Genomic DNA, 11,896 nt, shown 5'->3' with positions numbered 1-11,896 from the left:
TGCGCTGGCTCTCCCCGCAGCTCCCCTTCCCCATCGCCACCGACGTCCACGGCGACGCGGGCGTGGAGCTGGGGGGGCCGCGTCGTGGCGCCCACCCTCCTCACCGCGATGCTGCTGCGCGAGCTGCGCGAGGCCGCCACCACGTTCCTCGGCCGCAAGGTGACGCGCGCCGTCCTCTGCGCGCCGTCCCACTTCACCGAACGGCAGCGCGCCGCCCTGCGCGAGGCCGCCACCATGGCCGGCCTGGACGTGCCCCGCGTGCTCACCAACAGCGCCGCCGCGGCGCTCGCGTACGCGCACGGCCGGGGCCTGGCTCGCAAGCGCGTCCTCGTCGTGGACCTGGGCGGCGGCGGCCTGGAGGTCTGCGTCGTGCAGGTCACGGGCGACGACCTCGAGGTCGTCACCACCGGCGGGGACCCCACGCTGGGCGGCATGGACTTCGACGGCCGCATCGCGGAAGCGCTCGTCAGCGACCTCTCCGAACAGGGCCACCCGCGCCCCGAACACCCGCTCGACTGGGGCCCCCTGCGCACCCTCGCCGAGTCCACCAAGGAGTCCCTCTCCACGAAGGACTCCGTGGACGTCACCCTGCCCACGGGCCCCGGCCCCACGCTCGACCGCGAGCGCGTGGAGGCCCTCACCGCCGACCTCGCCCAGCGCGTCGTCTCCGTCACCCGCGAGGTGCTGGAGTCCAACGCCCTCTCCCCTCAAGGCCTGGACGCCGTGCTCCTCGTGGGCGGCCAGTCCCGCGCGCCCTCGTGCGCCGCCGCCTGGAGGAGAGCCTGGGCGTGCCCGTGCGCGACGACGACGTGGACGCCCGCACCGCCGTGGTGCGCGGCGCCGCGCTGCTCGGCCACGCGCTGCTCTTGTCGGAGACCGGCAAGCCCGCCGCCAGCGTGTCGGAAGTGCTCACCGCGCCCATCGGCGTCGCCGAGGACGCCGGCGCCTTCCGCCGCGTGCTGGAGCGCAACACCCGCCTGCCCACCTCCAAGACGCTGGTCATCCCCGTCACCGCCCCCGGCCCGCTGGCGCTCGCCTTCTTCCAGGGCACCGCCGCCAGCGCCGTGGAGAACGAATGGCTCGGCGCCCTCACCCTCACCGTGGAGCGCCCCGGCGAGGTGGAGGTCCACCTGGAGCTGTCCACCGACGGCACCCTCGCCTTCAGCGCCACCCTGCCCGGCGCGAAGCGGCAGCCCGTCACGCTCGCGACGGAGGACCTGGACGACGCCTCCCGCGACGCCCTCATCGCCCGCTCGCCCTTCCACACCGAACCGGAAGCCCGGCCGAGCGGCCTGCTGTCCGGCTTGAAGAAGCTCTTCGGCCGGCGCTGAGGCGCTCGGCCCCCTGGCTCCGTCCCCGGGGCAGGTGCACCGTCCGGCCCCGCCGTCCCAGCTTCCATTCCAGGTCCGACAGTTCACGAACCGGGAGGAACCTGGACATGAAGAAGACTTCGATGATTGCGGGGGTGGTGGCGGCCGGCGTGGGCATCGCGGGCCCGGCCTTCGCGGTGGACGCGACCCAGGTGGGGCGCAGGGTCGGCTTCCAGGAACAGGAGGTCGAAGCCGGCCTGGACGTGCGCGCGGGCCTGGGCGGCTTCACCGGAGAGCTGTCCGATGAGACGGGCGTGGGTCCGCTGTTCGGCATCACCGCCGTCGCCCAGCCCGCGCCGCTCGTCGGCGTGGAGGTCGGCTACGAAGGGCAGCGCATCCCCATCGATGACGCCCGCGTGCGCGATGGCCAGCACATCTGGCGCAACAACGGGACCGTCCTGGGCAAGCTGGGCCCCGTCGTCAAGGAGCACTGGCAGCCGTTCGTCGGCGTCGGCCTGGGCCTGAGCTACCTGGACTCCTCGGACGGCGCGTCGCCCATCTACAGCAATGACTGGCAGACGGAGTTCCCGATGGCGGCGGGCCTCGACTACCGCGCGGGCAACCTCTTCGCCGGCGTGCGCGGCACGTACCGCCTCCTCGGTGGAGAGGAGCTGACCACCGTCCCCGGCACCACCAGCGACGCGAAGGGCAGCCTCTTCAACGGCAACATCACCGTGGGCGGCCGCTTCTAGCCGCCGCCCACGAGGTCCGCGTCCGCGAAGGGCCGCGCCTCACAGCTCGAAGCGCGTCATCAACACTTCCGGACGCGGATCTTCCCTCCACGCGTCCAGCACCGCCTGCGCCGGCGACCGGCCCGACGCGGCCACCGCCTCCAGCGGCGCCAGCAGCGGCGCGTCCTCGGGGTCCAACCGCATCAGGCCCCGCTTCGCGATGGCCACCATCTCCCCCGCCAGCCGGTGCAGCTCGCGCGGCCCCAGCTTCCCGGCCAGCCCCTCGCGGCGCGCGGTGTCGTGGAAGGCCAGGTGCTCGGTGAAGGTCAGCCGGGGCAGCAGCAGCTCCGCCTCCTCCAGCGCCTGCGCGTCGTAGAGGAGGCCGCGCCAGAGCGCGCCCAGCGCCCCCGTCATCGCCGCGCTGGCACAGTCCGCGCCGCGCACCTCCAGCACCTTCTTGAGCCGCACCTCCGGGAAGAGCGTGGACAGGTGGTCCGTCCAGTCCCCCATGTCCGGCGGCTTGCCCTCGTAGCCCTCCTGCATCAGCTGGCGGAAGGTGAGCTTCGGGTGGCGGTACTCGCCCTCGCGGCGCAGGAACAGCAGCGGCGCGTCCAGCGCCCAGTCCACGTAGGCCTGGTAGGAGAACGAGCCGTCGAACCAGGACGGCAGGTAGCCGCAGCGCGTGGGGTCCACCTCTTCCCAGACGCGGCTGCGGAAGGACATGTAGCCGGACGGCTTGCCTTCCAGGAGCGGGCTGTTCGCGTACAGCGCCACCAGCAGCGGCGACAGGCGCGCCACCGCCACCGTCTTGCGCACGCAGTCCGCTTCATCCGCCCAATCCAGCGACACCTGCCCGGTGGACGTCATCAGCATCATGTTCAGCGCCAGCCGGCCTCGCTCCGGCAGCGTGCGGCGCATCACCTGGTAGCGCGTCTTGGGCATCCAGGGCATCTCCACCCCTCCAGGCCCAGGCGTGCCCACCGGCCGGTAGCCCAGCGCCACCAGCCGCAGGCCCAGGCCGGACGCCGCCGCCTTCGCCTCCTTCAGGTGCTGGAGGTTCTCCTGGTGCGCCTCCCGGGCCGTGGGGAACGGGCTGCCGGACAGCTCCAACTGCCCGCCCGGCTCCAGGGAGATGGCCGCCATCCCGCGCTGCAGCGCGATGACCGGCGACTGGGGCGTCTCCCGGAAGCGCTCGTAGCCACCCGGGGCGATGCGCTCCAGCAGGGCGCCCACCCCGTTCGGTCCCTCGTAGGGCACGGGTTGGGCGGACCCCACGGGGTAGATGAACTTCTCGTGCTCCAGCCCCAGCCGGTGCTGGGCCCGGGGCTTCTCCGCCTTGCGAAGCTCTTCCACCAGGGGGGCGGTGGAGGTGAGGGGCTCGGAGGCCACGCGCTTGAGGTCGAGGGACATGAGGGCGCCCTATATAACGGGGGCCGTTGGCCTTGCCCTCATTTGAGCACCCCGCCCCCATGCGTCCTGCGTCCCCCGTCCCCGCCCTCTCCCCACGGCCCCGTCTGTCGGACTTCTTCCAGGGGGTGGGGGTACTCGGCCGCGCCTTCCGGCTGATCTTCCGCTCGCGCCGCCTCTTCCTCCTGTCCAGCCTGTGCGCGGTGATCACCGCCGTCGCCCTGGTGGCCCTGGCCGTCCTCCTCTACCGCTACGCCCCCGGCCTCCTGGAGTCCGTATGGGCCCGGCCGGAGTCCTGGTACGGCCGCGCCGGCTGGTTCGTCGCGCTCGTCCTGGGCGCGCTGGTCGCCTGGGTGGTGGGCGCCAACGTGGTGCCTCCCCTCCTGCTGACGCCGCTGCAGGACCCGCTGTCGGAGGCCACGGAGGCCGAGTGTGCGCAAACAGACGCCGTCCTCTCCCCCGCCTCCTTCCTCCGGAGCATGACGACAGGGCTGTTGCACACGCTCGCCCGCATGGCGCTGCTCTTCCTGGGGCTGGCGCTGCTGCTCCCCCTGAACTTCGTGCCGGGTCTGGGCAGCCTCGCGTTCACCGTGCTGGCCAGCCTGTGGACCATGCTCTGGATGGCGGCGGAGCACCTAGCCGCGCCCATGACGCGCCACCTGTACCCCTTCGCCCAGGTGCGCCGGATGCTGCGCGAGCGCCAGGCCCTCTGCCTGGGCTTCGGCGCGGGCGTCTACCTGCTCCTCTGGGTGCCCGTCCTCAACACCTTCTTCCTCCCGGTGGCCGTCGTCGGGGGCACCCTCCTGTACCGGGGCCTGAGGGAGGCCGGGGACCTGCCCCCGCCCCCGGATGCGCTGGGGCCGGCGAGCCCTTCGCCCGGTGGACGTCCTGAAGCGAAATAAAGGGGCATGCCGGCTGTCCATCCATGCAGGCCGCCCGGGAACGCATTGCCTGCGGCAGACGTTCTCGGTCGCTAGTGACAAGGCCACGCCTTGAAGCACCTGGAAGCCGTGATTAGGCTTGCCCGGCCGCTTCCAGGTCCCTTGGCACTCGTCGAACCGTTCGGATTCACAGGGCTTTTCACGCATCACCCGAGGCGCCCCTCGCGCCTCAGCTGGGATGAACCGCATGCCGCGTATCTTCCGCCGCATCACCGCCGTCGCCGTTCTTCTGGGGGCCTGGGCATTCGCAGGCAGTGACCGTGCCCCCCTCCCCCTCACCGTGGGAGCGGCGGAGGCGGGGCAGGACTCCTGGGACGGCGCGCTGCCTTCCGCCAGCAAGGGCGAGAAGGCGCCTCACGACCTCAACAGCCTCCGCGTCCTGACGAAGGTCATCCTTTACGTGAAGGAGAACTACGTCGACCCCAAGCGGGTGAAGCCCAAGGAGATGATGATCGCCTCCCTGGAGTACGTGGAGAAGAGCGTCCCGGACGTGCTCGTGGACGGCAACCCGGAGACGGGCAAGCTCAACGTCAACGTCAACGGCAAGCAGAAGGAGTTCGACATCTCCCACGTGGACTCCCTGTGGAAGATGTCCTTCGCGCTGAAGGACGTGTTCGACTTCCTGTCCAAGAACATGCGTCCCATCGAGGAGACGCGCGACATCGAGTACGCGGCCGTCAACGGCATGCTCTCCACGCTGGATCCGCACTCGGTGCTGCTGCGCCCGGAACTGTACCGGGAGATGAAGCTGTCCACCAAGGGTGAGTTCGGCGGCCTGGGCTTCGTCATCCAGATGAAGGAGGGCAACCTCACCGTGGTGAAGGTGCTGCCCAAGACGCCCGCGTCCCGCGCCGGCATCCAGAAGGACGACCGCATCAAGAAGATTGGTGAGGAGTCCACCGTCAACATGGACCTCAACGAGGCCGTGTCCAAGCTGCGCGGCCCGGTGGACAGCCGCATCACCATCACCGTGGAGCGCGACGGCTGGGACAAGGCGCGCAACATGACGGTGGCGCGCGCCATGATTTCGATTGAGTCCGTGCAGCACAAGCTGCTCGCGGGCGGCGTGGGCTACGTGCGCCTGAAGAACTTCCAGGGCAACACCACGCGCGACCTGGAGGCGGCGCTGACGGACATCCGCAAGCAGGCGGACGCCAAGGGCGGCTTCAAGGGCCTGGTGCTGGACCTGCGCGGCAACCCGGGCGGTCTGCTGGAGCAGGCCATCCAGGTGTCGGACACGTTCCTGTCCAAGGGCACCATCGTCGCGACGGTGGGCTTCAGCGACAAGCTGCGCGAGGAGAAGCGCGCGCGTCCCACGGACGGCGAGGAGAGCTACCCCATCGCGGTGCTGGTGAACGCGGGCAGCGCCTCCGCGTCGGAAATCGTGGCGGGCGCGCTCAAGAACCTGGACCGCGCGGTCATCATCGGGCGCCAGACGTTCGGCAAGGGCAGCGTGCAGGTGCTGTACGACTTCCCGGACGACAGCGCGCTCAAGCTGACCATCGCCAAGTACCTCACCCCGGGCGACGTCTCCATCCAGGAGGTCGGCATCGTGCCGGACATCCAGCTCGTGCCCACGCGCGTCACCGCGGACCGGGTGGACGTGTTCGCGCCCCGCAAGTCCATGGGCGAGGCGGACCTGGATCAGCACTTCGGCAACCCGGAGTCCGCCACCATCGCCAAGAAGCGCGAGGAGGTCCTGGACCGCGAGAAGCCGGGCACCAGCCTCAAGTACCTCAAGGTGGACGAGAAGGCCGCCCAGGCCGCCGCCAAGAAGGACGAGCCCAAGGAGAAGGTCGCCGCCAGGCCGGGCACCAAGGACAAGAAGGAGCACGGCGAGAATGATCCGCTCCTGGACGTGGACGTCGCCGGCCAGGGCGAGGACCTGGACGACCAGCTGGACGCGGAGTCCCAGGAGGAGATCAAGGAGGACTTCGAGGTCCAGTTCGCCCGCGACTTCGTGCTGAAGGTGCCGGCCGTGAAGCGCGGCGAGCAGCTCGCCAAGGGCAAGCAGTTCGTGGAGCAGAAGCGCAACGAGGAGGAGCAGCGCATCAACAACGCCATCGCCGCGCTCGGCCTGGACTGGAGCCCCGGTCCCACGCCGAAGAACGTGCAGCTGGACGCCAGCTTCTCCCCGGGCAACGACGCGAAGATCACCGCCGGCGACCAGCTGGACATGGTCATCCACGTGGAGAACAAGGGCACGGAGCCGCTCAAGCGCGTGCGTGGCTGGACGGAGAGCGACAACGCGTTCCTCGACCGCCGCGAGTTCCTCTTCGGCGCCATCGCCCCGGGTGAGAAGAAGTCCTGGAAGGTGCAGGTGCGCCTGCCCAAGGACCTCACCAGCCGCCGCGACGACGTGAAGGTGAAGCTGTTCGACGACCACGGCCCGCTGCGCGACACCCTGGTGTCGGAGCTGTCCTTCGTGGAGCTGCCCCGCCCCACGTTCGCCTTCAACTGGCAGGTGGTGGATGCCTGCTCCGAGTGCAACGGCGACGGCGTCGTGCAGCGCGGCGAGGACGTCACGGTGGTGATGGACGTCACCAACACGGGCACGGGCCCGGCGCTGGACTCGTTCGCGCAGATCAAGAACGGCGGCGACGCGAACATCTTCATCGAGAAGGGCCGCTTCAAGCTGGGGGAGATCAAGCCCGGTGAGACGAAGACGGCGCGCTTCCAGGTGTCCCTGAAGAAGGGCTTCAAGGGCGACACCTTCCCGCTGAAGCTGGCCATCCTCGACGAGCCCCTGGAGGAGTTCGTCCTGGAGAAGCTCCAGCTGCCGGTGAAGGACGGCCCCGTGGCCCCGCTGGAGGCGAAGAAGGGCCTGGTGAAGCTGTCGGACAAGGCGGAGCTGTTCGCCTCCCCCACCGCGGACGCGCGGCCGGTGGCGAAGCTGCCGCAGGGCGCGACGCTGGCCCTGGAGGCCACCACCAAGGGCTACTACAAGGTCGCGCTGGAGAAGGACCGCTTCGCCTTCGTGCGCACGCAGGACGCGAAGGAAGTGAAGTCCGGCAAGGCCGCCGCGCCCAAGACGGTGGCGTTCAGCACGACGCACCAGCCGCCGGACATCAAGCTGGACGTGGATCCCTCCCACGGCGGCGTGGTGGTGAACGGCGACAAGTTCACCCTCTCCGGCGCGGTGAAGGACCCCAACGGCCTGCTGGACGTCTACGTGCTGGTCAACGACCAGAAGGTCTACTTCAAGGCCGTGGACCCCAAGGGCGGCGAGCCCCACACGCTGAAGTTCACCTCCGACTTCGCGCTCAAGGAGGGCAACAACAACGTGCTGGTGGTGGCCCGCGAGAGCAGCGAGTTCGCCAGCCGCCGCACCCTGGTCATCCGCCGCCGTCCGGCGGAGGTGGCGCAGAAGGTCGTGACGCCCGCCGCCGCGGCCACCACGCCGGTGAAGCCGCGCCAGCAGTAGCCTCCCGGGCTCGCTCCCGGACCGCCTGACCCACGGGCGGCTCGCTTCCAGCGGACGTCCCCCTTTCGAAAGGGGGGTGTTTCCCTGGAGGAGGGCCGCCCGTTTTGTTGACGCTTCACCGAGGGCCGATTTAGGGTCCGCCGCAGGTGGGCGCCCGCTTGGCCGGCATGCGTCCCGGAGGCGTGATTCCCCCATGCGGACGTTCAGTCGGTGCCTGTTGCTCGCGACGGCGCTGTCCGGGGCCGCGGCCCATGCGGACGACAACGACCTGGTGCTTTCCCGTTTCGGCGTCGAGCGCCGGGGCGCCACCGCCGTCATCACCCAAACGGAGTTCGCCGAAGCCAGCGCGGACTTCCGGGCCTTCGCGCGCACGTTCGGCGCGGTGATGACGTCGGCGAACCTGATGCCTCCGCGCACCACGGGGCACTCGGGCTTCGCGTTCAACGCGGAGCTGTCCGTGGTGTCGCTGCCGGAGGACGTGCAGCTGCCCACGGAGAAGGAACAGCCGGGCTCCGTGCTGGTGCCGTCGCTCCACGTGCGCAAGGGCCTGCCCTTCTCGCTCGAGCTGGGCGGGCGCGTGGGCTGGATTGAGAAGAGCGGCATGGTGACGGCCACGGGCGAGCTGAAGTGGGCCGTCAACGAGGGCTTCACCTACCTGCCGGACGTGGGCCTGCGCCTGCACGTGACGAAGCTGTTCGGCGCGCACAACCTGGACCTGACCACCACGGGCCTGGACATTGGCGTGGGCAAGCAGTTCCCCCTGGGCGGCATGGTGACGCTGACGCCCTACGGTGGCCTGGACCTCAACTTCGTCAGCGCCACCACGCGCACGCTGGACTTCGACCCCAGCCGCACCGTGGCGGACACGCTGGGCAACGACTCGCGCGACGCGCTGACCAACACCGCGCCATACTCGCGGGTGAACGCGGGCGACAACCTCACCCCGCGCTTCTACGCGGGCGCGCGCTTCATTGGCGGCGTGCTGCAGCTGGGCGCGGAGCTGTCGCTCACCAACCTGGGCAGCTTCGACCAGGAGGGCGCCGGCAGCCGCGACCTGCCGTCCGTCTTCGCCTTCAACACCACGCTGGGCCTGGACTTCTAGTCAGCGCAGGGCCTGTCGCACGCGGCCCGGGCGGTTGGTGATGAGGTAGGACACCCCCAGGTCCCGCAGCTCGCGGGCGCGCTGGGGGTCGTCCACCGTCCACGCCGCCACGCTCAAGCCCGCGTCCCTCCACGCGGCCACGCGCTCCGGCGTGCACGCCTCGTGGAAGGGGTGCACCGAGTGCGAGGACACCAGCGGGCTCAGCGCGTACGCCTGCAGCGCCCAGGGCTTGTCCGGGTCGATGAGGAAGCCCCGGCGCAAGCCAGGCGCCACCGCCGCCAGCCGGAAGAGGCACAGCGGGTTGAAGCTGGACACCACCACGCGGCCCGCCAGGTCGCGGTCGCCCAGCAGCCGCGCCACGCCCGCCGCCAGGCCGCCGTCGTCGAAGCGTTCGCACTTGAGCTCGATGTTGACCAGGAAGTGCTCCGGCAGCGCGTCCAGCACCTCCTCCAGGAGCGGGATGCGCGCGGGCGCGAAGCCCAGGGGCGTGCCCACGTCCGCGCGGGAGAGCTTCCACCAGGGCGTGGTGCGCACCTCCCAGGGCTGTCCCGCCAGGCGGTCCAGGCGCTCGTCGTGACACACCACCACCTCGCCGGAGCCGCACACCCTGGCGTCCAGCTCCACGCCGTCGGCGCCCTGGCGCACGGCCTCCGCGAAGGCCTCCAGGGTGTTCTCGGGGGCGTCGGCGCTGGCACCACGGTGAGCGAGCAGGAGCATGGGCGCGCAGTGTGCGCTGGAACGGCCCCCCGGCGCAGCGTCCACGTCGGGCGGGCGTCCGGGGGTGGACGCGGGCGCGACTTGCCTCGCGGGGGGGTTTATTGCAGTGTCCGCCGCATGCTGGGCCTCGGAGAGTTCATCGTCCTCGGCTTCATCCTGCTGGTGGTCTTCTCGGCCGCCCGGATGGGGCAGTTGGGCAACGCGGTGGGCAAGTTCGTCTATTCGTTCCGCAAGGCGTCGCGCGGCGACGACCTGGTGGACGTGAAGCACCTGCCCCACTCGCGCCGGGGCCACACCGACGCGGACTTCACCGAAGGCCCCAACAAGGACCGCCGCTCCTAGAACTCCTCCCCCGTCGGGAGGACCAGCGGGCCGGGCGGGCTGCCGGGCGCTGGCGCCAGGAGCAGGCGCGCGGCCTGCTGCCGCAGCGCGGGGAGCAGCCCCGTGTCCTCCACCAGCTCGCGCAGGTCCGCGGTGGTGAGCAGCGGCACCAGCTTCGCGCCCACCTCCGGCGGCAGGTACGGGTTGAAGGCGAGCGCGCGGCGCACCTTGTGGCGCACGGACCAGCGCGGCGACTTCCAGATTTCGACGAGCGGCTCCGGACGCGCGGGCCTGCGCGCCGCGATGCGCACCACCAGGTCCTCGGTGAGGCGCGGATTGATCAGCACGTTGCGCAGCACGGCCGGGTTGCTGACGGTGGCCAGGCGCGACAGCACGTCAGGGTCGCGCGTGAGGCGGGCCTGCTGCTTCAGGTGGCCCAGCGACTGGTTGGCGGCGAGCGCGTCCGCGCGGGCGGCGGCGTCCGCGTCCAGCTCCTTGCGCGCGGGCCCCTGCGCGAAGAGGTCCGCCACCGCCTCCAGCGACTGCACGTGGGCCATGCGCCGGAGCGCGACCAGGTGGGGGATGTGCTCGGCCTCCTGATCCAGCGCGGCCAGGAAGTCCGACAGCACGCAGGTGGCGGGGGCCTGCCCGGCGCGGGAGAGCGTCAGCAGGTGGCCGATGAGCTCGTTCGTGTCGAACGGCTCACGCCGGGCCAGCTCGCGCGCGGCGGCCTTGCGGCGCACGGTGGCGCCTCCGCCCAGGGCGTGCAGGTTGCGCGCGAGCGCGCGGGCCTCCTCCAGCGTGGGCATGACCGCTCAGCCTCCCGTGCGGTCGGCGGTGGGCTCTGAGGGAACGGGCTCCAGCGTCACCTCCAGCCGGAAGCCGGAGAGGTCGGCGGGGAACTCCTGAAGCATCACCAGGAAGGGCACCTTGCCGCCCGGCGGCACCGGGAGGGCGGCGGCGTCCATGCGCTGGCGGAGCGCGGTGGCGGCCTCGCGGGTGGTGACGGCGTGGAGCTCCTCCGGCGTGGCGAGCGCGCCCGCGAGCCCTCCGCCGAGCCGCACCCGCTCGGTCGCCGTCGAACAGGCGGCGCGCACGCGCACGGCGGCGGCGGCACCGCTGCGGTTCTCCGCCTCTCCGCGCACGACGAAGAGCATGCGGCCGTCGCGCGTCTCGTAGAGGCCGTTGGACACGTCGCTCGCGATGAACGGGCGGGACGCGGGCAGCACCAGCGCGCGCAGCCGGTCCGGGGACAGCGTGGAGGGGTCCACCTTGCCGTCGCGCAGGTACACGGTGCCCAGCGCGCCCAGGGCCACCACCAGCACGGTGGCGATGGCGAGGTTGAGGACCAGCCCCGTCACCTTCCGCGCGCGGCCGGGCAGCCGGCGCTGGGGCATGCCCACGTCCTCCATCCGGGCGGACGGCTTGGCCACGGTGACGGCGGGGCCGCCGCGCATGTTGGCCAGGTCCACCACCTCGCGGCGGGGCGTGGTGATCTTGAACGGGTCGCCGTCGTCGTAGACGGGCACGTCGCCCAGCAGGGAGATGCCGCCGGGCTCGTCCGCGCCGGCCTCCGCGGGCACGTCCCCCAGGAGCGCGGCGCGGCCGGTGTCCGTGGGGGCCATCCCCTCCTCGCCGGAAGCACCCGCGCCGGAGAAGTCGAACAGGTCGCCCATCGGCTCCGGAGCCGCGCCGGAGTCCACGGGCGCGGCGGACAGGTCCGGGGCTGGAGCGGCCACGTCGATGGACGCGAACGGGTCGTCGCTCTCGAAGCCCGGCGAGGGCACCACCGGCCCCACCGCCGTGGCGCCGCTCGGGGAGGGCGCGACGGCGACGTTCGCGGCATGGCGCAGCGACCCCGCGTCCGGAGCCGCGGGGGCGTCCATGGCGAAGTCGAAGAGCGGATCCGGCGCGAGCTCCGTCGAACCCGCGGCGGCAAGGCC

The 11,896-nt window shown here is 71.6% G+C and carries 9 protein-coding genes and 2 pseudogenes; 7 read left to right on the top strand and 4 right to left on the bottom strand.

The window, feature by feature from the left end; translation table 11 throughout:
* Positions 1-108: 108 nt before the first annotated feature.
* The 3 genes and pseudogenes from ACLEQD_RS25300 to ACLEQD_RS25290 all read left to right on the top strand — a co-directional run.
* Positions 109-702: pseudogene (locus tag ACLEQD_RS25300) on the top strand (Hsp70 family protein); the annotation flags it as partial.
* Between the two features lie 56 nt (positions 703-758).
* Positions 759-1,331 carry a hypothetical protein gene (locus tag ACLEQD_RS25295; protein ID WP_410387461.1) on the top strand — a complete coding sequence of 191 codons (573 nt, stop codon included), beginning with the start codon at positions 759-761 and terminating at the stop codon, positions 1,329-1,331.
* A 107-nt stretch (positions 1,332-1,438) separates the two neighbouring features.
* Complete coding sequence (locus tag ACLEQD_RS25290) at positions 1,439-2,062, top strand: outer membrane protein (RefSeq protein ID WP_410387459.1); 624 nt, start codon at positions 1,439-1,441, stop codon at positions 2,060-2,062.
* Positions 2,063-2,101: 39 nt separating this feature from the next.
* On the opposite strand, the gene ACLEQD_RS25285 is transcribed toward ACLEQD_RS25290, so the two are convergent.
* Entirely contained in the window at positions 2,102-3,451 is a 1,350-nt protein-coding gene (locus tag ACLEQD_RS25285) for a glutamate--cysteine ligase (protein WP_410387457.1), read from the bottom strand.
* Between the two features lie 59 nt (positions 3,452-3,510).
* Here ACLEQD_RS25285 and ACLEQD_RS25280 point away from each other — a divergent pair, with 59 nt between their 5' ends.
* The 3 genes from ACLEQD_RS25280 to ACLEQD_RS25270 all read left to right on the top strand — a co-directional run bounded on the left by ACLEQD_RS25280 (position 3,511) and on the right by ACLEQD_RS25270 (position 8,915).
* Entirely contained in the window at positions 3,511-4,350 is an 840-nt protein-coding gene (locus ACLEQD_RS25280) for an EI24 domain-containing protein (RefSeq protein ID WP_410387455.1), read from the top strand.
* A 217-nt stretch (positions 4,351-4,567) separates the two neighbouring features.
* The gene (locus tag ACLEQD_RS25275; protein WP_410387454.1) at positions 4,568-7,813 is read left to right on the top strand and encodes an MXAN_5808 family serine peptidase; all 3,246 of its coding nucleotides are present in this window, start codon (positions 4,568-4,570) and stop codon (positions 7,811-7,813) included.
* 193 nt (positions 7,814-8,006) lie between these two features.
* The gene (locus ACLEQD_RS25270; RefSeq protein ID WP_410387452.1) at positions 8,007-8,915 is read left to right on the top strand and encodes a hypothetical protein; all 909 of its coding nucleotides are present in this window, start codon (positions 8,007-8,009) and stop codon (positions 8,913-8,915) included.
* On the opposite strand, the gene ACLEQD_RS25265 is transcribed toward ACLEQD_RS25270, so the two are convergent.
* Positions 8,916-9,632 (bottom strand): glycerophosphodiester phosphodiesterase, encoded by a 717-nt coding sequence (locus ACLEQD_RS25265; RefSeq protein WP_410387450.1) that lies wholly within the window; start codon positions 9,630-9,632, stop codon positions 8,916-8,918.
* 117 nt (positions 9,633-9,749) lie between these two features.
* Here ACLEQD_RS25265 and ACLEQD_RS25260 point away from each other — a divergent pair, with 117 nt between their 5' ends.
* Complete coding sequence (locus ACLEQD_RS25260) at positions 9,750-9,974, top strand: twin-arginine translocase TatA/TatE family subunit (RefSeq protein WP_338262104.1); 225 nt, start codon at positions 9,750-9,752, stop codon at positions 9,972-9,974.
* On the opposite strand, the gene ACLEQD_RS25255 is transcribed toward ACLEQD_RS25260, so the two are convergent.
* Both ACLEQD_RS25255 and ACLEQD_RS25250 read right to left on the bottom strand, forming a co-directional pair.
* Positions 9,971-10,762 carry a hypothetical protein gene (locus ACLEQD_RS25255; RefSeq protein WP_171418298.1) on the bottom strand — a complete coding sequence of 264 codons (792 nt, stop codon included), beginning with the start codon at positions 10,760-10,762 and terminating at the stop codon, positions 9,971-9,973. The genes ACLEQD_RS25260 and ACLEQD_RS25255 overlap by 4 nt on opposite strands.
* A 6-nt stretch (positions 10,763-10,768) precedes the next feature.
* A pseudogene (locus tag ACLEQD_RS25250) lies at positions 10,769-11,896 on the bottom strand (hypothetical protein); the annotation flags it as partial.

This window comes from Corallococcus sp. 4LFB (assembly GCF_046520365.1).
Classification (GTDB): Bacteria; Myxococcota; Myxococcia; order Myxococcales; family Myxococcaceae; genus Corallococcus; species Corallococcus caeni.
The sequence above is the reverse complement of the archived record's forward strand: the minus strand, read 5'-3'. Positions and strand labels throughout refer to the sequence as shown.

Coding starts and splice junctions, on each gene's coding strand:
- ACLEQD_RS25255 (WP_171418298.1), bottom strand. CDS start 10,762: ATGCCCACGCTGGAGGAGGCCCGCGCGCTCGCGCGCAACCTGCACGCC.
- ACLEQD_RS25280 (WP_410387455.1), top strand. CDS start 3,511: ATGCGTCCTGCGTCCCCCGTCCCCGCCCTCTCCCCACGGCCCCGTCTG.
- ACLEQD_RS25290 (WP_410387459.1), top strand. CDS start 1,439: ATGAAGAAGACTTCGATGATTGCGGGGGTGGTGGCGGCCGGCGTGGGC.
- ACLEQD_RS25265 (WP_410387450.1), bottom strand. CDS start 9,632: ATGCTCCTGCTCGCTCACCGTGGTGCCAGCGCCGACGCCCCCGAGAAC.
- ACLEQD_RS25260 (WP_338262104.1), top strand. CDS start 9,750: ATGCTGGGCCTCGGAGAGTTCATCGTCCTCGGCTTCATCCTGCTGGTG.
- ACLEQD_RS25270 (WP_410387452.1), top strand. CDS start 8,007: ATGCGGACGTTCAGTCGGTGCCTGTTGCTCGCGACGGCGCTGTCCGGG.
- ACLEQD_RS25285 (WP_410387457.1), bottom strand. CDS start 3,451: ATGTCCCTCGACCTCAAGCGCGTGGCCTCCGAGCCCCTCACCTCCACC.
- ACLEQD_RS25275 (WP_410387454.1), top strand. CDS start 4,568: ATGAACCGCATGCCGCGTATCTTCCGCCGCATCACCGCCGTCGCCGTT.